Origin of the sequence: Streptomyces sp. CS113 (assembly GCF_002188365.1) — a bacterium.
GTDB lineage: Bacteria > Actinomycetota > Actinomycetes > Streptomycetales > Streptomycetaceae > Streptomyces > Streptomyces tendae.
On sequence record NZ_KZ195574.1, the window covers coordinates 5,994,773 to 6,013,529 of the forward strand.

Here is an 18,757-nt window from a genome sequence, read left to right on the forward strand (position 1 = left end):
GAAGGGAGTTTCCGGAACGTTATGACGAGATCTCGAACCGGTTGAGCGGACCCGGCAGCCGGGTGCCGAGCGGCGCCATGTCGCCGTCCGCACCGTGCCGGGCGAGCAGGTCGAGGGCGAGCCGGCCGCGCCGCACCCGCTCCTTCGCGGTGGCCAGCGTCAGTTCCCGCAGGTGGTGGCCGTACGGATAGATCCCGGGCGCCTTGGACAGGCCGAACTTCAGGTACAGCGGCGCGCCGCGCCGGATCAGTTCGGCGACCTCGTACATGCGGACGTAGCCGCCGAGGTCGTCGGGAGCCTCGATGTACATGTCCATCGGCGCGGCCGAAACCCGACGTATTTCGGTCAGGTGCTCCGGCGTCAGGTCGCTGGGCACGTTGATGGAGTCGGCGCCGAGCCGCTCGTACACCGCGTACGAGGCCGGGTTGACCGGACCGACGAGCGCGGAGAGCTTCAGCGTGGTGTCGGCGGGCAGGATGCCGGCGGCGCGGGCCCGGTGCAGCGTCCACAGCACGCCCTCGTCGGCGACGAGGAGGCACTTGACGCCCAGCTCGCTCGCCCGCACCGCGTCCTCGACGCACCCGGCGACCGCGGCGTGGCCGCGCGCCCTCAGGCCCGCGCCGCCCGAGTCGGTCCGGGTGGAGCCGCCGATGTCCCAGGTGCCGCGCGGGCCGGTGAACAGGCAGAGCTCGATGTCGCGTTCGGCTGTGGCCTCGACCATCTCGGTGATCTCGGCGTCGGTCAGCATCCACACCCCGCTGCCCTGGCTGATCCGGTGGATCGGCACGTCGAGCCGCGAGGATTCCTTGAGCACCACCCCCAGCGCCTCCGGACCCTCGCAGGACGGGATCTCGGTGCGCCAGCGGCCGCCGCCCGGGAAGGAGTGCGGCGAGACGTCGGTGGGGTCGGGAGCGGGCGCGGCCAGGCCGAGGGCGGTGAGGGCCTGCTCACCGGGCCTGCGTGCGGCGGCCGTGGCGGAAGCGTCGGTCACAAGCGTTCCTTAGTGTTCGATATGTCGGACGAAGTTCGCGGCCGTGGGCGTGGCCGGCCCGGGCGTGCGACGTCCGTTGCGTTGGGTGTACGCCGGTGCGGAGGCCGTCAGGTCGCCCCCGCACCGGCGTACGGCTCAGGGCAGGGCGTCCGGGCGCAGCAGCACCTTGCCGACCTTCGGGTCGCCGGAACCCACCAGCTCGATGGCCTCCGAGAAGTCGGCGAGCGGCAGTTCGTGCGTCACCAGCGGCCGCGGATCGAGCAGCCCGGCCGCGAAGACCCGCACCGTGTGCGCCCAGGCGTCCGGCGGCGCCCCGAAGACCGTGTGCACCTCCAGCTGCCGTACGACCAGGTCGGTCGGGTCGAGGCCGTCGGCGCCCGGCGCCGGGATGCCGGTCAGCACCAGGCGCCCGCCGCGGCGCAGCAGCGCGGCGGCCGTGCGCGCGGCGTCCGCGGACCCGGCGGTCTCGATCACGACGTCGAAGTCGTCCGGCAGCGGCCGGTCCTTGGTCCTGAAGTCGGTCGCGCCGAACCGCCGCGACAGCGCCTCCCGGTCCCCGCGCGTGCCGACGACCAGCAGCTCGGCGGGGGAGGCGGCGCGCAGGAACTGCACGGCGAACATGCCGAGCGTGCCCGTGCCGACCACGGCGACCCGCTCGCCGGGCCGGGCGTTCGCCTTCAGCGCGGCGGCGGCGATGCAGGCCGCGGGCTCCAGCAGGGCGGCGGCGGTGAGGTCGGCGTCGTCGGGCAGGGCGTGCAGCAGTCGGGCGGGCAGCGTCAGCGTCGGCGCCATGGCGCCCGGCTGGGTGAACCCGGTCTCCTCGTACCCGGCCGTGCACAGCGTCGTCTCGCCCGCGTGACAGCGGTCGCACACCTGGCAGTTGCGGAACCCCTCGCCCACGACCTTCCGGCCGGCCAGCGCCTGCGGCACCCCGGCACCGACCCGCTCCACGGTCCCGGACCACTCGTGCCCGGGGGTGAGCGGGTAACGCACGTATCCCTCGGGCCGGTTGCCCTGGTAGACCTCGCGGTCGCTGCCGCAGATCCCGGCGGCGTGCACCCGCACCAGCGCCTCGCCCGGCCCCGGTTCACGCGGCTCGTGCGGCACGAGCCGGTGCTCGCCCGGCGCCTCGACGACGACGGCGCCGCTCATGCCCCGCCCGCCTTGGGCTTGCGCTGCTCCCAGCCCTCGGCCCACAGGTCGAACCGGGCCTGCTGCTGCGGGAACTCGGCCGCCGCGTCGGTGTCCAGCTCGACGCCGAGACCGGGCGCGTCGGAGAGGTGGAAGCACCCGTCCTCCGGGTCCACCTGCGGCGCGCCCTTCACGACCTTCTTGATCTCCGCGTCCGCGAAGTCGTTGAAGTGCTCGAGGATCTTGAAGTTCGGCGAGGTGAACCCGACCTGGAGGGAGGCCGCGGTGAGCACGGAGCCGCCGACGTTGTGCGGGGCGATGAGCGTGTAGTGCGTCTCGGCGGTCGCGGCCAGCTTCCTGGTCTCCCAAATACCGCCGATGTGGCCGACGTCGGGCTGGATGACGTCCACCGACTGGTCCTCGAACAGCTCGCGGAACTCGATCCGGTCGTGGATGCGCTCACCGGTGGCGACCGGGATCTCCACCTTCTCGGCGACCTTCTTCAGCGCCTTGAGGTTCTCCGGCGGGACCGGCTCCTCCAGCCAGGCCGGCTTGAACGGCGCGAGTTCCCGCGCGAGCCGGACGGCGGTGGAGGGCGAGAACCGGCCGTGCATCTCCAGCATCAGCTCGGCGTCGGGCCCGATGGCGTCCCGCACGGCCTCGATCAGGGAGACCGCGTAGTTCGTCTGCTGCTGGTCCAGCTCGAAGTGCCCGGTACCGAACGGGTCGATCTTCAGCGCCCGGTACCCGCGCTCCATGACCCCCTGCGCGGCCTTGTGGTAGGCCTCCGGCGTCCGCTCGGTGGTGTACCACCCGTTGGCGTACGCCTTGACCCTGTCGGTGACCTTCCCGCCCAGCAGCTGCCACACGGGGACCCCGAGGGCCTTGCCCTTGATGTCCCAGCACGCCATCTCGACGACCGCGATGCCGGACATCACGATCTCGCCCGCGCGGCCGTAGTCGCCGTACTTCATGCGGCGGACCAGGTCCTCGACAGCGAACGGGTCGGAACCGAGAATGTGGTTGGCCTCGGCCTCCTTCAGGTAGCCGAGGAGGGCGTCGGTGTGCCCCAGCATCCGGGTCTCGCCGACTCCGGTGACGCCCTCGTCGGTGTGCACCTGGACGTAGGTCAGGTTGCGCCACGGCGTCCCGACCACGTGTGTGCTGATTCCGGTGATGCGCACGGCGGCTGCCCTTCACTCTGTTCGATATTTCGTCACTCGTTCGAAATGCTGGCGTGACAGTAAGGACGGGGTGCGGGGAGTGTCAATGGGTCGGACCCATAACGGTTTCGGCAGTTTCGAGGCGGGGGAGAGGCGTCGGCGAAGTGCTTCCCCACACAACTTTCACAGTGGCCTCTAGGAACGCGCCCGTCCCGGAACTTAACCTTCCCGCGTCATGGACTACTGCCACCCGTGCCGACGGCACCTCAACGGCGCCCTCGCCTGCCCGGGGTGCGGCACGCCCGCCCACGAACCGAGCGCCTCCGACCCTCACCTGACGGTGGGTGAGCACACCCCGCCGCCCCTCGCGGCCGAGGCGGCGGCGCCCGACGAGGACCCCGACGACGGCGCGGACGACGCCACCCCCGGCGCCCGGTCCAGCCGCCGCGACCGCAAGGCCGCCGCACACCGCAGGCGCCGCCGCCGGACCCTGCTCGTCGCCGCGGGCTTCGTCCTGGCGGCCGGGGGACTGAGCCTCGCCGAACTCGGCACGGACGCCCCGCACTCCCCGGAGAAACCGGCGGCAGCGGCCGGCGAGACGACGGACGGCGAGGCGACCCGCGAGGTGGGCGAGGCGTCGGCGGTCCCGGTCGACGACCCCGCGGGAACGACCGCGACCTCGGCCACACCGCCCCCCGACGCGTCCGCGTCGACAACGGTGTCGGCGTCCCCGTCGTCCTCCCCGAAGACGACGGAGTCCGGGACGGCGACCGACTCCGCCCCACCGTCGGCCTCCCGCCCCCAGCCCCCGGACCCGGCCGACCCCGCGGACCCGGACCCGTCGCCCCCCGAGTCCAGCGACGACCCACCCCCGGCGACGACCCCCGCCCCGCCGGAGTCCCCCGACCCGACCCCGACGGAAACCTGCGACCGCTTCCTGTGGTGGTGCACCTGAGCCCGCCGTGCCGGGCCTCCGATCCACCGACGGCGGCCTGAACGCGTCGTGGGGCGAAAGCCCGAGTCGCTACGCTGAGCGGCCTCATACCCCAGGGGGTTCGATTGGTACGGCGGAGCGCGCTGGGAGAGGACTTCCGGCGACTGTGGGGCGCCTTCGCCGTCAGCGCGGTGGGCAGTGCCGTCGGCATGGGGGCGCTGCCGCTGATCGCCCTCCTGGTACTGGACTGCTCGGCGCTGGAGGTCTCCGTGCTCGCCGCGTTGTCCGCGGTGGCCAGCGGGGTGATCGCCCTGCCGCTCGGCGTGCGGATCGAGCACCGGTACAAGCGGCCGGTCATGATCGCCACCGACCTGCTCCGCTGCGCGGTGCTGGCGAGCGTCCCGGTCGCCATGGCCTTCGACCGGCTCACCTTCGCCCACCTGTGCGTCGTCGGCGTCCTCCAGACGGCGGCGGCCGTCGCGTTCGACGCGGCGAGCGGGGCGCATCTGAAGGCGCTCGTCCTGCCCGAGCACCGGCTCCGCGCCAACAGCGCGTTCGAGACGACCAGATGGATCAGCGTCAGCGCGGGCCCGCCCGTCGGCGGGCTGCTGATCGGGGCCCTGGGCGCGGCCGCCACGCTGGTGGTCGACGCGCTCTCCTTCCTCGGGTCGGCGCTCGGCATCCGGCGCATCCGGCAGCCCGAACCCGCGCCCCCGGTACGCGCCGGCACCGCTCACCCGGGACGTGACATCGCCGCCGGGTGGCAGTACCTCCTGCGGCACCCGGGACTGCGGCCGCTCTTCTTCAACTCCCTGCTCTTCGGCGGGTCCATCATGATGACCTCGCCGCTGATGGCCGTCCTCATGCTGGACGACCTCGGCCTGGCACCGTGGCAGTACGGCCTCGCCCTGGGAGCGCCCTGTCTGGGCGGCGTGCTGGGCGCCCGCCTGACCCCGCTGCTCACCCGGCGCTTCGGCGAGCGCCGCGTGCTGCTGCTCTCCGGCGTCGCGCGCTCGTTCTGGGTGATCCTCATGCCGCTGGTGCCCTCCGGCGCCCTCGGCCTGCTCGTCGTCGTGGCCGTCGACTTCGGTCTGCTCTTCTCGGCCGGGGTCTTCAACCCGTCGTTCGCCACGTACCGCATGGCGGCCACGCCGGACGCCTTCATGGCCCGCGTCGCGACCTCCTGGTCCGTCGGCGCCAAGACCTGCCAGGCCGCCTTCATGTTCGCCGGTGGACTCCTGGCCGCCGCGGCAGGGGTGCGCGGGGCCCTGCTCGTCGCCGGCCTGCTGTGCGTGGCCAGCGCGCCGCTCCTGCCGTGGCGCGAGGCACGGCCCACCACCGGGAGCGTCCCGGCCCCCGCGGCGGAGGCCGTACCCACCCCGGCCCCGGACGGCCCTTCGGCCTAGCGGTTCTTCCACCCGACGCTCCCCGGGCGGTGCCGCCGCGTCCCCGTCGGGGGCACCGCCCCGGGGCGGGACTGCCCCGTGACGCGTCCGCCCCGCGACGCGTCCGCCGGTTCAGTCGTCCCGCAGCATCGTCACCAGCGCGTCCCGCAGCGCCACCCGCTCCCCCTCCGACAGCCCCGCCAGCGGCTCGCGCGCGAACCGCAGCGACTCCCGCAACCCCCGGGCCACCCGGCGCCCCTCCTCCGTCGCCGCCGCGACCTTCACCCGGCGGTCGCCCGGGTCGGGCCGGCGCTCGACCAGCCCCCGCGCCTCCAGCCGGTCCACGATCCCCGTGACGTTCGACGGCTCGCACTTCAGCTTCTGGGCCAGCTTCCGCATCGGCAGCGGCTCCAGCGACAGCAGGCTCAGCAGCTTGGCCTGGGCCCCGGTCAGCGCGCGCTCCGCCGCCGCCTCCTCGTAGTCGGCGTGGAAGCGGGCCACGACCTCGCCGATCAGCTCGACGACTTCCAGGGTGAGAGCGTCGGGGCGGCGGGTCGTGTCGCGTGGTGTGGCCATGGAATCCAGGGTACCCATTTGTTTGACAAGCTGAAATGTTCAGCCGCATGGTTGTTTCAGAGCATGAAACATTCTCGGCAGGCAAACCCCCGAGCAAGCCCCAGGAAAGGTGCCCCATGACCGACTCCCCCGCCCTCCCCGCCGTCAACCGCGAATGGCACCTGGTCACCCGCCCGGTCGGCTGGCCCAAGCCCGAGGACTTCGCGCTCGTCGAGGCGGAGGTCCCCACCCCGGGCGACGGGCAGGTGCTGGTGCGCAACCTGTACGTCTCCGTCGACCCGTACATGCGCGGCCGTATGAGCGCCGCCAAGTCCTACGCCGCCCCCTACGAGCTGGGCAAGCCCATGCTGGGCGGCGCGGTCGGCGAGGTCGTCGCCTCGAACGCCGAGGGCATCGCCGTCGGCGACCACGTCCTGCACTTCTTCGGCTGGCGCGAGTATGCCGCCGTGGACGCGAAGAACGCCGTCAAGGTGGACCCGGACGCGGCGCCCCTGTCGACGTACCTGGGCGTGCTCGGCATGACGGGGCTCACCGCGTACGCCGGTCTGCTGCGCACCGCCGCGTTCAAGGAGGGCGACTCCGTCTTCGTCTCGGGCGCCGCGGGTGCCGTCGGCAGCCAGGTGGGGCAGCTCGCGAAGCTCAAGGGCGCCTCGCGGGTGATCGGCTCGGCAGGCTCGGACGAGAAGGTCAAGCTGCTCCTCGACGAGTACGGCTTCGACGCCGCCTTCAACTACAAGAAGGGCCCGGTGAGCGAGCAGCTGCGCGCCGCCGCCCCGGACGGCGTCGACGTCTACTTCGACAACGTCGGCGGCGACCACCTGGAGGCCGCCATCGGCTCCCTCAACCTGAACGGCCGCATCGCCATCTGCGGCGCGATCTCCGTCTACAACAACACCGAGCCCGCGCCCGGCCCGAAGAACCTCGCCCGCCTCATCCAGACCCGCGGCCGCATCGAGGGCTTCCTGGTCGGCGACCACTACGACCTCCAGCCGCAGTTCGTCGAGGAGGTCGGTCCCTGGGTCCGCTCCGGCGCGCTGAAGTACCGCGAGACGGTCGTCGAGGGCATCGAGAACAACCTGGAGGCCTTCCTCGGGGTCCTGCGCGGCGACAACACCGGGAAGATGATCGTCAAGCTCTGACTTCCCGAAGATTCCGGCATGCGGTAGCGTCTTTCCGAAATCCGTCGTGATCGTGGGCGCGAGTCACGGCGGACCGAGGAGGAAGACACCCGTATGCCCATCCAGCAGTCCGAAGTCCTCTACACCGCCGTCGCCACCGCCGAGAACGGCCGCGACGGCCGGGTGGCCACCGACGACGGCAAGCTCGACGTCGTCGTGAACCCGCCCAAGGAGATGGGCGGCAACGGCGCCGGCACCAACCCGGAGCAGCTGTTCGCCGCCGGGTACAGCGCCTGCTTCCAGGGCGCGCTCGGCGTCGTGGCCCGCCAGGAGGGTGCCGACATCTCCGGTTCCACCGTCACCGCGAAGGTCGGCATCGGCAAGAACGACGACGGCTTCGGGATCATCGTCGAGATCTCCGCGGCGATCCCGTCCGTCGACGCCGCCACCGCGCGGTCGCTGGTCGAGAAGGCCCACCAGGTCTGCCCGTACTCCAAGGCGACCCGCGGCAACATCACCGTGACGCTCGTCTGACCGGGGCCGTGCCGGGACCGGAAACGGTCCGGCACGCCGACCGGTAGAGTGCCGCCCATGCGTGATCTTGGGGCGGGATTCGGCCACCTTCTGAAGGGCCAGCGCTGGGTGGCCCGGCACGGCCGGAGCTACGGCTTCGGGCTCGTCCCGGGCCTGATCACCCTGGTCCTCTACATCGGCGTGCTGGTCGCGCTCGCGCTGTGGGGCGAGGACTTCGTCGGCTGGGCGACCCCCTTCGCCGACGACTGGTCGAGTCCCTGGCTCGGGCTCTTCCGCGGTTTCCTCACCGCCGTGCTCTTCGCCCTCGCCCTGCTCCTGGCCGTGCTCACCTTCACCGCGGTCACCCTGCTGGTCGGCCAGCCCTTCTACGAGGCCCTCTCCGAGCGCGTCGACCGCGACGTCTCCCCGGACGGCACGGCGCCCGCGTCCCACCTGCCGCTCTGGCGCGAGCTGTGGATCTCCGGCCGCGACAGCCTGCGGATCCTGGTCCGCGCCGCGCTCTGGGGCGTGCTGCTCTTCGCGCTCGGCTTCATCCCGGTCGTCGGCCAGACCGTGGTCCCGGTGGTCGGGTTCTTCGTCACCGGATTCTTCCTCACGGAGGAACTGGCCTCCGTCGCCCTCCAGCGCCGCGGCGTCGAACTGCGCGACCGCCTCGCCCTGCTGCGGTCCCGCCGGATGCTGGTCTGGGGCTTCGGTACCCCGCTGGGCGTCTCCTTCCTGGTGCCGTTCGTCGCGGTGTTCCTGATGCCGGGCGCGGTCGCCGGTGCCACGCTCCTCGCCCGGGAACTGCTGGGCGAGGAGATTCGCGACGGCGCCGGCGACCCGTCCGAAGACGGCCTGGCCGACCCGGCGGTCAGCCCCGGTCAGTCCCCGCGGCACTGACCGCCACGCCCACGATCGCCCGCGTCTGCGCCACGATGTCCAGCCGGTTGCGCACGAACTCCGGGTCGGTGACCGCCCCCGTCGCGGGATCGGTGTTCCCGGCGCCGAATTGCAGCACCGGCGTGTGCACGTGCCCGCCCGGCAGCGTGCCGTGCAGCCCGAGCCGGTCGCGCAGCAGCGTCGCGCGGTAGGCGATCTCGTTGGAGAGGTAGTTCCCGCCGCCGCCCTCCCGGGCCGTCGAACCGGGTGTGGGCCCGTCCGGCCGTACGACCGCCTCGGTGGCTCCCGCGGGGATCTCCGTCACGCTCGTGTTGTCGTACACGGGGAAGCGGCCCGTGTCCGCGGCCGTGATCGCCGCGTACGGCAGCGTGGTCGTCGTCCACTGCGGCTGCGAGGCCGGGTCGGTCACCGGGACCGTCTCCGTGCGGGAGACGTTGGCGTTGTCCGGGAAGCCGCCCCGCCAGGCCCCGTTGGTCCGCTCCACGTCGAACCGCCCCACCCGGCCCTGGCTGACGGTGGTGAACAGGTCGACCCGCGGCAGATACGGCCGCAGCGCCCGCTCCATCGTGCCCTGCCCGAAGTCCGCCCAGCGCACCGGGAACACGGCCGTCTCCACCCGGGCGGGACCGTCCGGCGTGTCGATCACCGTGCCGTCCAGGGCGAGCGCGACGGCGCCGGACGGGTTGGAGATCCGGATGTCCCGGTCCAGCGTGAAGGGGTCGAAGCCGGTGAGCAGCACCCGCTTCACCCCCTTGCCGTGCCCACCGTGCCCACCGCGCGGCAGACGGAGGTCGGTCTGACCGCGCGAGGTGCGCTCCAGCTCCGTCAGCAGCGCGGCCCGCTGCCGCTCGCTCAGCCCGAAGCCGGGCTCCCAGGCGCGCAGTTCGCGTGTCATCCCGAGCCGCGCCCAGTACAGCGGCCGGTCGTCGTCGCGGCTGAGGTCCCCGCGGGCCGGCCCGCGGCCCTGCACCCGGTCCACCGCCCGCCGCCACAGCGCCGCGCCCTCGCGCGCCACCACGGCACGCGCCTCGCGGTAGGAGCCGGTGCGCCCGAGCCCCCGGGCGAACGCCGGTGCCACCGCGGCGAACCCGGAACGCCGCAGGATCTCCCGGGGCACGTCCCCGTCGAGCCGCAGCTCCTCGACGGTCGGTGCGGGGGCGGCGCTGCCCGCCCGAGGTGCCGCCGTCGCCGCCGTGGGGGCCGCGAGTCCCGCCACCAGGGCCAGTCCGAGTACGCCGATCCGAACACGTAGGGGTCTCAAGGGAGTCCAGGTCCTTCCGTCGCTGTGGGGTGCGCTGCCGGACGGCGGCAGTATCGCGTGACGCAAGGGGTACGCGCCATGGCGCGTGACCGACCGACTCGTAGCCGTTTGTGAAGGGTTCGTACGAACTCCTGAGCGGACACCCGATCGCGGACCGCCGGACCACCCCGGCGATTAACGTCTGACCCGGGACGCCCGCGAGCGCGCCCCCGTGAACAGCCCCGGCCCGGGACCTGACGGCCGGGCCGGGGCTCAGCCCCCTCTCGCCCCCGGGGCGACCTACCGGCGCACCGAGAAGCCGTACACCGTCTCCGAACGGAACACCTCGCCCGGCCGCAGCACCGTGCTCGGGAAGCCGGGCCGGTTCGGGGAGTCGGGGAAGTGCTGGGTCTCCAGCGCGATCCCGTCACCGGGGGCGAAGGGCTCGCCCAGGTGGTCGGCGGTGTACAGCTGGAGCCCCGGCTCGGTCGTCGCCACCGTGAGCACCCGCCCCGACGCCGGGTCGTACAGCTCGGCGACCTCCTCGGCGGCGGCGGTCACGCCCTTGTCGAGGACGAAGTTGTGGTCGTAGCCCGAGCCGACCTTGCGCGCCCGCCGGAAGTCGAAGCGCGTGTCCGTCACGTCGTCCAGGGCGCCCGTCGGGATCAGGCCGGCGTCGACCGGCGTGATCCGGGAGGCGGCCAGCCGCAGTTCGTGCCCGCCCGCGTGCCCGGAGCCGCCCAGGTTGAAGTAGCTGTGGTTCGTCGGGTTCAGCACGGTCGGCGCGTCCGTGACCGCCTCGTACGCGATCCGCAGGGCGCCCGCCCCGTCCAGCGTGTACGTCACCGACATCTCCACGCGCCCCGGGAAGCCCTCCTCGCCGTGCGGGGAGACCCGGCTCAGCCGGACGCCCTCCTCGACCGCCGCCACGTCCCACACACGCTTGTCGAAGCCCCGCGCGCCGCCATGCAGCGTGTTGGGCCCCTCGTTGGGCGCCAGCGTGTACGTCCGGCCGTCCAGCGGGAAGCGCCCGCCCGCGATCCGGTTGGCGTACCGCCCGACCAGCGCGCCGAGGTAGGGCTCCGGGTGCGTCACATAGCCGTCCAGGTCCGCGAACCCCAGCACCACGTCGGCGGTGTTCCCGTCCCGGTCCGGGACCTCGGCCGACTGCACGATCCCGCCGTACGACAGGACCCGGACCCGCACGCCGGCCCGCTCCAGGGTCCAGCGGTGTACCGGGGTGCCGTCGGAAAGTGTGCCGAAGAGTTCGCTCATGTGCGGAACTCTAGGACACGCCCAGGTCAGCGGCCGGGTCAGGGACTCTTCGCGGTGACCGCGCGGTGGGCGATCTCCGCCAGCCGGGCCTGACCGTCCACACTCGGGTGGAACCAGTCCCAGTGGCTCAACTGGTCCGTGCCGAACCGGAACTCGTGCACCGCGCCGTCGTCGGTGCGGCACCGCCGGTCCTTCGCGCAGACCTCCCGCAGCACCTCGTTGTAGTCCTCCACCCGGTCCCGCACCGTGTTGCGCCGCAGGGTCGCCGCCGAGTCCAGGGAGTCGGCGTCGCCCAGCATCGACGGGCAGATGCCCAGCTTCCACACCTGCTTGCCCAGGGGGTTGGTGCGCCCCTGGGACCACAGCCGCTTGAGGTCCGGGATGCTCGACACGTACACCTGCGCCTTGGGGAGCTTCTTGCGCAGGGTGGCCATCGCCTCCTCGAACTGCGCCCGGAAGTCCGCCACCGGCGTCATCGCCGAGGTCGTCGACCGGCACGCGTCGTTCGCCCCGGCCATCACCGCCACCAGCTCCGGCTCGCGCTTCGCCGCCCGCGTTACCTGAGCGGTCAGGTCCGCCATCCGGGCCCCGGTCACCGCGTAGTTCCAGCTGTGCTCGGCCGCGTCCGCCTTCCCCAGCAGCCGTACGGCCAGCGAGTCGACCTTCGCGCTGCTGCCGGTCGCCCACGACACCTCCGGGCAGTCGGACAGCACCGCGCAGGCGTCGAAGCCGCGCGTGATGGAGTCGCCCACGGCGGCGACGGATGCCGGGCTGGTGTCCCAGGCGGGCGCCGTCCTCGTCGGCTTCGACGAGCTGCCGGAAGGAGCGGGGGAGTCGCCGTCCACGGCGTCGCAGCCCGCCAGACCCACGCCCAGGACGGCGGCGGTCAGGGCGGCGAGCGCGGCACGCGCCCGGCGACGGCCGTACCGCGTCCGCTGGTCCGTCCCTCGACCCATACCGGTCCCACCCCTCGCCTCGTGCCTCCACCGTGCTCAACCCATGACACCGCGCGAGGGTTCCCGAGGGCGGCGATGCAACGGCTCACACCCGTACAAGCGTCCTGCCGGGTGAATGGCGGAGGTTTGTCGGCGGCGGGACCGACGGTACGTCACACTCCTTGCCCCGTCGCACGGTAGCCTCGCCATCAACGTGACCCGCACGGTCACGGCCGTAGCACCCGTTCCACCCGTTCCGAGATGTCCCGCTCAGCCCGGAGGTTCCGGTGACGACACGTGGAGTCCTGTACGTGCACTCCGCGCCGCGCGCGCTCTGCCCGCACGTCGAGTGGGCCATCGCCGGGGTGCTCGGCACACGCGTGGGCCTGGACTGGATCCGGCAGCCCGCAGCACCCGGCACCTGGCGCTCGGAGTTCTCCTGGCAGGGGCAGCCCGGCATCGCCTCCAAGCTGGCCTCCGCACTGCGCGGCTGGCAGCTGCTCCGCTTCGAGGTCACCGCGGAACCCTCCGCGAACGCCGAGGGCGAGCGCTACAGCTGCACCCCCGACCTCGGTATCTTCCACGCCGTCACCGGCATCCACGGCGACATCATGATCCCCGAGGACCGGCTGCGCGCCGCTCTGGTCCGCTCCCAGCGCGGCGAGACGGACCTGGAGTCCGACCTCGCCAAGCTCCTCGGCAAGCCCTGGGACGACGAGCTGGAGCCCTTCCGGCACGCGGGCGAGGGCGCCCCGGTCCGCTGGCTGCACCAGGTGGTGTGACCCGCCCCGCGCACAGGTGAAGGGCCCCACCGACCGGTGGGGCCCTTCACCTGTGTGTCAGGTACGTACGGCGGTCGCTCAGACCGACCGGAACGCGAGGACCACGTTGTGCCCGCCGAAGCCGAACGAGTCGTTCAGCGCGGCGATACGGCCCTCGACCGGCAGCTTCCGGGCCTCGCCGCGGACGATGTCCGCGTTGGCCTCGGCCTCCGGGTCGAGGTTCTCGACGTTGATGGTCGGCGGCGCCAGCCGGTGGTACAGCGCGAGCACGGTCGCCACGGACTCCACGCCGCCCGCGCCACCGAGGAGGTGACCGGTCATCGACTTGGTGCCGGAGACCGCCATGTGGTCGACGTCGTCGCCGAGGACCTTGCGCAGCGCCTTCAGCTCGGCGATGTCACCGGCGGGCGTCGAGGTGGCGTGCGCGTTGACGTGCACGATCTCGGCCGGGTCCAGGTCGTTGCCGTCCAGCAGGTTTTGCAGGGCGGCGGAGATGCCGCGGCCCTCCGGCTCCGGCTGCACGATGTCGTGGCTGTCGGCGGAGATGCCCTGACCGACCGCCTCCGCGTAGACCCGGGCACCGCGCGCGGCGGCGTGCTCGGCGGACTCCAGGACCAGGACGCCGGCACCCTCGCCGAGGACGAAGCCGTCGCGCGCCGTGTCGAAGGGGCGCGAGGCACCCTGCGGGTCGTCGTTGTTCTTGGACATCGCCATCATGTTGCCGAACGCGGCGATGGGCAGCGGGTGGATCGCCGCCTCCGTGCCACCCGCGACGACGACGTCGGCGCGGCCGGTGCGGATCATCTCGATGGCGTAGCCGATGGCCTCGGCGCCCGAGGCGCAGGCCGAGACCGGCGTGTGCACGCCCGCGCGGGCGCCCACGGCCAGGCCCACGTTGGCCGAGGGGCCGTTCGGCATCAGCATGGGGACGGTGTGCGGGGAGACGCGGCGGACGCCCTTCTCCTTCAGCACGTCGTACTGGCCGAGCAGCGTGGTCACACCGCCGATGCCGGAGGCGATGACCGCACCGAGCCGGTCGGGGTCGACGTGGGCCGCGCCGTCCTCGGCGGGGCTCTCGCCCGCCTTGCCGACGTACCCGGCGTCCTTCCAGGCCTCCTGCGCCGCGATCAGCGCGAACTGCGCCGAGCGGTCCAGTCGGCGGGCCTGCGGCCGCGGGATGACCTCGGAGGGGTCCACGGCGGCCGGCGCGGCGATGCGGACCGCCTGGTCGGCGGCCCACTCCTGCTCCAGGGGCTTGGCTCCGGACTTGCCGGCGACCAGGCCCTCCCAGGTCGAGGCTGCGTCGCCACCCAGCGGTGTGGTTGCGCCGATACCGGTGACGACCACGGTGCGATTGGTCGAGCTCACGGGAATTCTTTCTCCAACGGGATACGGATTCGTACGGCGCCACCGCCGGGTGGCGGGGCAGTCTGCCCGGATACTCGGGGTATGCCCGAGTATCGGCGGATCAGGCCTGGTGGTCGAGGATGTACTTCGTCGCGTCGCCGACCGTCTTGAGGTTCTTGACGTCCTCGTCCGGGATCTTGACGTCGAAGCGCTCTTCGGCGGCGACGACGACCTCGACCATGGACAGCGAGTCGACGTCCAGGTCGTCGGTGAAGGACTTGTCCAGCTGGACGTCCTCAACCGGGATGCCGGCGATCTCGTTCACGATCTCCGCGAGACCGGCGACGATCTCTTCCTGAGTGGCGGCCATGATGGCGCTCCTTCTTTGTTGTCCAGAGGGTGTGGCGGCCCGCCGCGTCGGCGGCGGGTGTTGCTGCTCTCCGTTCCGGACCGCATGATCCGGCACGGAGTGCCTAGGGGAGGGTAACGACCGTCGCGGCGTAGACGAGACCCGCCCCGAAGCCGATGACGAGTGCGGTGTCGCCGCTCTTCGCGTCGCCGGTCGCCAGGAGCCGCTCCATCGCGAGCGGAATCGAGGCGGCCGAGGTGTTGCCCGTGGTGCGGATGTCACGTGCGACCGTGACGTGATCCGGCAGCTTCAGCGTCTTCACCATCGAGTCGATGATCCGCACGTTGGCCTGGTGCGGGATGAAGACGTCCAGGTCGTCCGGGCTGATCCCGGCCGCGTCCAGCGCCTGCTGCGCGACCTTCGCCATCTCGAACACGGCCCAGCGGAACACCGCCTGGCCCTCCTGCGTGATCGCCGGAAACTTGACGTTGCCCTCGGAGTCGAGGGGCAGCGCGGAGATGTCGCCGACCCGGAAACGGTCCCACGGGACCGTCTGCTTGATCGTTTCGGCCTTGTCGCCCTCCGAGCCCCAGACCGTCGGGCCGATCGCCGGCTCCTTGGACGGGCCGACGACGACCGCGCCCGCGCCGTCCCCGAACAGGAACGCCGTGGCCCGGTCCTCCAGGTCGGTCAGGTCGGACAGCCGCTCCACGCCGATGACCAGCACGTACTCCGCCGAGCCCTCGACGACCATGCCCTTGGCCAGGGTCAGGCCGTAGCCGAAGCCCGCGCAGCCGGCCGAGATGTCGAAGGCCGCGGCCTTGTCCGTGCCGAGGCGGTCGGCGATCTCGGTGGCGATGGCCGGGGTCTGGCTGAAGTGCGACACGGTCGAGACGACCACGGCACCGATCCGCGAGGCGTCGACCCCGGCGTCCGCGAGGGCCTTGCCGGAGGCCTCCACCGACATCGCGGCGACGGTCTCCTCGGGCCCGGCCCAGTGCCGGGTCTCGATGCCGGAGCGCGAGCGGATCCACTCGTCGGACGAGTCGATCTTCTCGAGGATCACCTCGTTCGGCACCACCCGGGTCGGACGGTATCCGCCGACGCCGAGGATGCGCGCGTACGGGGCGCCCTTGCTGGGCTTGATCTTCGACATGCTCTCGCGCTCCTTGTCAGGCCTGGGTGTGCTCGGCGACGAGCTCGCGGGCCGCGTCGAGGTTGTCGGGGGTCTTCAGGGCCAGCGTCCGCACGCCGGGCAGGGCCCGCTTGGCCAGCCCGGTCAGCGTGCCGCCCGGACACACCTCGATGATCGCGGTGACGCCCAGCTCCTTGAACGTCTCCATGCACAGGTCCCAGCGCACCGGGTTGGCGACCTGGCCGACCAGCCGGTCCAGCACCTCGGTACCGGAGGCGACGGCCCGCCCGTCCTTGTTGGAGACGTACGTCACCTTCGGGTCGGCCGGCGTCAGGGCCTTCGCGGCCTCGGCGAGCTTGTCCACCGCGGGGGCCATGTGGCGGGTGTGGAACGCGCCGGCCACCTTCAGCGGGACGACCTTGCGGACACCCTCGGGCTTGTCCTCGTTCAGCGCGGCCAGTTGCTCCATGGTGCCCGCCGCCACGATCTGACCGGCGCCGTTCACGTTCGCCGGGGTCAGGCCGAGCTTCTCCAGGTGCGCGACGCTCACCTCGGGGTCGCCCCCGAGCAGCGCCGACATGCCCGTCTCGGTGACCGCGGCGGCCTCGGCCATGGCCAGGCCGCGACGGCGCACGAGGGACAGCGCGGCGGTGTCGTCGAGAACGCCCGCGAAGACGGAGGCGGTGATCTCGCCGACGCTGTGACCCGCGACCGCGCCGGGCGCGATGTCGGCAATGTCACCGAGTGCCGCGGCGGACAGGATTCCGGCGGCGACCAGCAGCGGCTGGGCCACCGACGTGTCTCGGATCTCGTCCGCGTCGGCCTTGGTGCCGAAGTGGGCGAGATCGAGTCCGATGGCGTCCGACCACGCGGCGACGCGGTCGGCGGCACCGGGGAGGGCGAGCCAGTCAGTCAGGAAGCCGGGCGTCTGGGCGCCCTGGCCGGGAGCGACGAGTACGAGCACTCTCACACTCTCTCTTGAGGACGGCCATGACCGCCCGTGGGGACAGGGACGAAGAACAGGGGCGGGTTTTGTGGACCCTGCACAAAATCTTAGAGCTGCGGATCTCCGTCGGCCAGACGCCCCAGGATGAGCGCGATCCGCAGTGTGAACGCAGACCGTACATCAGAGGGTGACCATCCGGTGACGTCAGTCACACGTCGGAGCCGGTAGCGCACGGTGTTCGGGTGAACGAAGAGCATCCGGGCGGCGCCCTCCAGACTGCTCGCCTGTTCGAGATAGACGCTGAGCGTCTCGAGGAGCGCCGCTCCCGCTTCCTCCAACGGTCTGTAGATCTCCTCCACCAGTTGCTCACGGGCCGAGGGGTCGGAGGCGATCGCGCGCTCCGGCAGCAGATCGTCGGCGAGTACCGGACGCGGCGCGTCCTGCCAGGCGGTGCACGCCTTGAGCCCGGCCGCGGCGGCCTGCGCGGACCGGGTCGCGGCCAGCAGGTCCGGCACCACGGGCCCGGCGACGACCGGCCCCTGCGCGAACGGCCCGATCAGCGACTTCGCCACCGCCAGCGGGTCGTTGCGGCCTCCGGCGATCACCACCAGCCGGTCCCCGAGCACCCCGGTCAGCACCTGGAGCTTGGCGTGCCGGGCCGCCCGCCGGATGGCCTCCACGGTCAGCTCGGAGTCCCCGTCGGGCGCGGTGCCCAGCACGACGCACACATGCTCCGGCGAGTTCCACCCGAGGGCGGCGGCCCGCGACACGGCCCCCTCGTCGGCCTCCCCGCTGAGGACGGCGTTCACCACCAGCGACTCCAGGCGCGCGTCCCAGGCACCGCGTGCCTCGGCGGCCTGCGCGTACACCTGGGCGGTCGCGAAGGCGATCTCCCGGGCGTACACGAGCAGCGCCTCGCGCAGCACCCGCTCGTCACCGGGCGCGGCGACCTCGTCGATCGCGGACTCCATCACCTCGATGGTGGTCCGCACCATCTCCACGGTCTGCCGCAGGGTGATCGCCCGGGTCAGCTCGCGCGGCGCGGTGCCGAAGACGTCGGTGGAGATGGCCTGGGGCGCGTCCGGCCGCCGGAACCACTCGGTGAACGCGGCGATGCCGGCCTGGGCGACCAGCCCGATCCAGGAACGGTTCTCCGGTGGCATCGCCCGGTACCACGGCAGCGTCTCGTCCATGCGTGCGATGGCCTGCGCGGCGAGGGATCCGGAGGACTGCTCCAGCCGCTTCAGCGTCGCGGTATGCGGGTGGGCGGGCTGGGCGGGGGCGTCGGGCTTGCCGGTTTCGGGTTCGGGCACGGGGACAAGACTGCCTTATCGGGCCGGGCGGGTGTGCCGCCGGGGCTACGGTGAACGACGTGATGGACGTACGCCGCGCCGACGAGCGCTACCCCGGGGGCGACGAGGCCGCGGGCATCGCCTCCCGCCACGCCTTCTCCTTCGGCCCCCACTACGACCCCGACAACCTCCGCTTCGGCGCCCTGCTCGCCTGCAACGAGGAGCGTCTGGCCCCCGGCGCCGGCTTCGACGAGCACCCGCACAGCCACACCGAGATCGTCACCTGGGTCGTGGCGGGCGAGCTGACCCACCGCGACAGCACGGGCCACGAGACGGTGGTCCGCGCCGGGGACGTGCAACGCCTCAGCGCGGCGGGCGGCGTCCGCCACGTCGAACGCAACGACGCCGCCGTCCCCCTCACCTTCGTGCAGATGTGGCTGGCCCCGCACGAGCCCGGCGGCGAACCCGCCTACGAGATCGTCCGCGGCATCGCCGACTCCACCCCGTACGCGGTGCCGGAGGCGGGCGCGATGCTCCACGTGCGCCGTCTGAGCGCGGGGGAGCGGACGGCGGTGCCGGACGGGGCGTACGTGTACGTCCATGTGGTGCGCGGCGCGGTACGCCTCGGCGACGAGGAGCTGGGCGCGGGCGACGCGGCCCGCGTCACGGCCGCCGAAGGGCTGGACGCGGTGGCGGTGACGCGGGCCGAGGTGCTGCTGTGGGAGATGGCCTAGGGGGTGTC

General features: G+C 72.6%; 19 protein-coding genes. 7 read left to right on the forward strand and 12 right to left on the reverse strand.

Translation table 11 applies throughout. The features are described 5' to 3' along the window. Window positions 1–19: 19 nt before the first annotated feature. The 3 genes from B9W62_RS26775 to B9W62_RS26785 form a co-directional block, all read right to left on the reverse strand. Window positions 20–991 carry a hypothetical protein gene (locus tag B9W62_RS26775; protein ID WP_087809548.1) on the reverse strand — a complete coding sequence of 324 codons (972 nt, stop codon included), beginning with the start codon at window positions 989–991 and terminating at the stop codon, window positions 20–22. A gap of 135 nt (window positions 992–1,126) precedes the next feature. Further along, the gene (locus tag B9W62_RS26780; RefSeq protein WP_087809549.1) at window positions 1,127–2,143 is read right to left on the reverse strand and encodes a zinc-dependent alcohol dehydrogenase; all 1,017 of its coding nucleotides are present in this window, start codon (window positions 2,141–2,143) and stop codon (window positions 1,127–1,129) included. Then, complete coding sequence (locus tag B9W62_RS26785; RefSeq protein ID WP_087809550.1) at window positions 2,140–3,306, reverse strand: mandelate racemase/muconate lactonizing enzyme family protein; 1,167 nt, start codon at window positions 3,304–3,306, stop codon at window positions 2,140–2,142. The genes B9W62_RS26780 and B9W62_RS26785 overlap by 4 nt, the downstream gene beginning before the upstream one ends. A 214-nt stretch (window positions 3,307–3,520) precedes the next feature. On the opposite strand from B9W62_RS26785, the gene B9W62_RS26790 reads away from it, so the two are divergent. Then, the gene (locus B9W62_RS26790) at window positions 3,521–4,240 is read left to right on the forward strand and encodes an SCO2400 family protein (RefSeq protein ID WP_087809551.1); all 720 of its coding nucleotides are present in this window, start codon (window positions 3,521–3,523) and stop codon (window positions 4,238–4,240) included. A gap of 104 nt (window positions 4,241–4,344) precedes the next feature. Continuing rightward, window positions 4,345–5,625 (forward strand): MFS transporter, encoded by a 1,281-nt coding sequence (locus tag B9W62_RS26795; RefSeq protein WP_087809552.1) that lies wholly within the window; start codon window positions 4,345–4,347, stop codon window positions 5,623–5,625. A 111-nt stretch (window positions 5,626–5,736) separates the two neighbouring features. On the opposite strand, the gene B9W62_RS26800 is transcribed toward B9W62_RS26795, so the two are convergent. After that, entirely contained in the window at window positions 5,737–6,180 is a 444-nt protein-coding gene (locus B9W62_RS26800; RefSeq protein WP_087809553.1) for a MarR family winged helix-turn-helix transcriptional regulator, read from the reverse strand. A 116-nt stretch (window positions 6,181–6,296) separates the two neighbouring features. On the opposite strand from B9W62_RS26800, the gene B9W62_RS26805 reads away from it, so the two are divergent. The 3 genes from B9W62_RS26805 to B9W62_RS26815 all read left to right on the forward strand — a co-directional run bounded on the left by B9W62_RS26805 (window position 6,297) and on the right by B9W62_RS26815 (window position 8,714). Further along, window positions 6,297–7,319, forward strand: a complete 1,023-nt coding sequence (locus B9W62_RS26805; protein ID WP_087809554.1) for an NADP-dependent oxidoreductase — start codon at window positions 6,297–6,299, stop codon at window positions 7,317–7,319. 93 nt (window positions 7,320–7,412) lie between these two features. Further along, window positions 7,413–7,832 carry an organic hydroperoxide resistance protein gene (locus B9W62_RS26810; RefSeq protein WP_087809555.1) on the forward strand — a complete coding sequence of 140 codons (420 nt, stop codon included), beginning with the start codon at window positions 7,413–7,415 and terminating at the stop codon, window positions 7,830–7,832. Window positions 7,833–7,889: 57 nt separating this feature from the next. Next, window positions 7,890–8,714, forward strand: coding sequence for an EI24 domain-containing protein (locus B9W62_RS26815; protein ID WP_087809556.1), 825 nt, complete (start codon window positions 7,890–7,892; stop codon window positions 8,712–8,714). On the opposite strand, the gene B9W62_RS26820 is transcribed toward B9W62_RS26815, so the two are convergent. The 3 genes from B9W62_RS26820 to B9W62_RS26830 all read right to left on the reverse strand — a co-directional run bounded on the left by B9W62_RS26820 (window position 8,686) and on the right by B9W62_RS26830 (window position 12,185). Next, window positions 8,686–9,975: a pyroglutamyl-peptidase I gene (locus B9W62_RS26820; RefSeq protein ID WP_179235687.1), complete on the reverse strand. Its 1,290-nt coding sequence runs from the start codon at window positions 9,973–9,975 to the stop codon at window positions 8,686–8,688. The two genes, B9W62_RS26815 and B9W62_RS26820, sit on opposite strands and share 29 nt — an antisense overlap. Window positions 9,976–10,254: 279 nt before the next feature. Then, window positions 10,255–11,229: an aldose epimerase family protein gene (locus B9W62_RS26825; RefSeq protein ID WP_087809558.1), complete on the reverse strand. Its 975-nt coding sequence runs from the start codon at window positions 11,227–11,229 to the stop codon at window positions 10,255–10,257. Window positions 11,230–11,267: 38 nt separating this feature from the next. Next, window positions 11,268–12,185: an SGNH/GDSL hydrolase family protein gene (locus B9W62_RS26830; RefSeq protein ID WP_087809559.1), complete on the reverse strand. Its 918-nt coding sequence runs from the start codon at window positions 12,183–12,185 to the stop codon at window positions 11,268–11,270. Between the two features lie 266 nt (window positions 12,186–12,451). Here B9W62_RS26830 and B9W62_RS26835 point away from each other — a divergent pair, with 266 nt between their 5' ends. Next, complete coding sequence (locus tag B9W62_RS26835; protein WP_059299262.1) at window positions 12,452–12,946, forward strand: DUF3145 domain-containing protein; 495 nt, start codon at window positions 12,452–12,454, stop codon at window positions 12,944–12,946. 78 nt (window positions 12,947–13,024) lie between these two features. On the opposite strand, the gene B9W62_RS26840 is transcribed toward B9W62_RS26835, so the two are convergent. The 5 genes from B9W62_RS26840 to fasR all read right to left on the reverse strand — a co-directional run bounded on the left by B9W62_RS26840 (window position 13,025) and on the right by fasR (window position 18,036). Further along, window positions 13,025–14,314: a beta-ketoacyl-[acyl-carrier-protein] synthase family protein gene (locus B9W62_RS26840; protein WP_087809560.1), complete on the reverse strand. Its 1,290-nt coding sequence runs from the start codon at window positions 14,312–14,314 to the stop codon at window positions 13,025–13,027. Between the two features lie 100 nt (window positions 14,315–14,414). Then, a complete protein-coding gene (locus B9W62_RS26845; RefSeq protein WP_052842858.1) occupies window positions 14,415–14,663 on the reverse strand; it encodes an acyl carrier protein in 249 nt (82 codons plus the stop codon). Window positions 14,664–14,766: 103 nt separating this feature from the next. Further along, window positions 14,767–15,798 (reverse strand): ketoacyl-ACP synthase III, encoded by a 1,032-nt coding sequence (locus B9W62_RS26850; protein ID WP_087809561.1) that lies wholly within the window; start codon window positions 15,796–15,798, stop codon window positions 14,767–14,769. 16 nt (window positions 15,799–15,814) lie between these two features. Further along, entirely contained in the window at window positions 15,815–16,741 is a 927-nt protein-coding gene (locus B9W62_RS26855; protein ID WP_087809562.1) for an ACP S-malonyltransferase, read from the reverse strand. Window positions 16,742–16,830: 89 nt separating this feature from the next. Next, window positions 16,831–18,036, reverse strand: a complete 1,206-nt coding sequence (fasR, locus tag B9W62_RS26860; protein ID WP_087809563.1) for a fatty acid biosynthesis transcriptional regulator FasR — start codon at window positions 18,034–18,036, stop codon at window positions 16,831–16,833. A 62-nt stretch (window positions 18,037–18,098) separates the two neighbouring features. On the opposite strand from fasR, the gene B9W62_RS26865 reads away from it, so the two are divergent. Then, window positions 18,099–18,749 carry a pirin family protein gene (locus B9W62_RS26865; RefSeq protein WP_087809564.1) on the forward strand — a complete coding sequence of 217 codons (651 nt, stop codon included), beginning with the start codon at window positions 18,099–18,101 and terminating at the stop codon, window positions 18,747–18,749. Window positions 18,750–18,757 lie beyond the last annotated feature (8 nt).

What these genes read in the sequence shown, in the direction of transcription:
- B9W62_RS26780 (WP_087809549.1), bottom strand. Translation starts at nt 2,143, where the DNA reads ATGAGCGGCGCCGTCGTCGTCGAGGCGCCGGGCGAGCACCGGCTCGTG.
- B9W62_RS26790 (WP_087809551.1), top strand. Translation starts at nt 3,521, where the DNA reads ATGGACTACTGCCACCCGTGCCGACGGCACCTCAACGGCGCCCTCGCC.
- B9W62_RS26800 (WP_087809553.1), bottom strand. Translation starts at nt 6,180, where the DNA reads ATGGCCACACCACGCGACACGACCCGCCGCCCCGACGCTCTCACCCTG.
- B9W62_RS26805 (WP_087809554.1), top strand. Translation starts at nt 6,297, where the DNA reads ATGACCGACTCCCCCGCCCTCCCCGCCGTCAACCGCGAATGGCACCTG.
- B9W62_RS26810 (WP_087809555.1), top strand. Translation starts at nt 7,413, where the DNA reads ATGCCCATCCAGCAGTCCGAAGTCCTCTACACCGCCGTCGCCACCGCC.
- B9W62_RS26815 (WP_087809556.1), top strand. Translation starts at nt 7,890, where the DNA reads ATGCGTGATCTTGGGGCGGGATTCGGCCACCTTCTGAAGGGCCAGCGC.
- B9W62_RS26825 (WP_087809558.1), bottom strand. Translation starts at nt 11,229, where the DNA reads ATGAGCGAACTCTTCGGCACACTTTCCGACGGCACCCCGGTACACCGC.
- B9W62_RS26830 (WP_087809559.1), bottom strand. Translation starts at nt 12,185, where the DNA reads ATGGGTCGAGGGACGGACCAGCGGACGCGGTACGGCCGTCGCCGGGCG.
- B9W62_RS26845 (WP_052842858.1), bottom strand. Translation starts at nt 14,663, where the DNA reads ATGGCCGCCACTCAGGAAGAGATCGTCGCCGGTCTCGCGGAGATCGTG.
- B9W62_RS26850 (WP_087809561.1), bottom strand. Translation starts at nt 15,798, where the DNA reads ATGTCGAAGATCAAGCCCAGCAAGGGCGCCCCGTACGCGCGCATCCTC.
- B9W62_RS26865 (WP_087809564.1), top strand. Translation starts at nt 18,099, where the DNA reads ATGGACGTACGCCGCGCCGACGAGCGCTACCCCGGGGGCGACGAGGCC.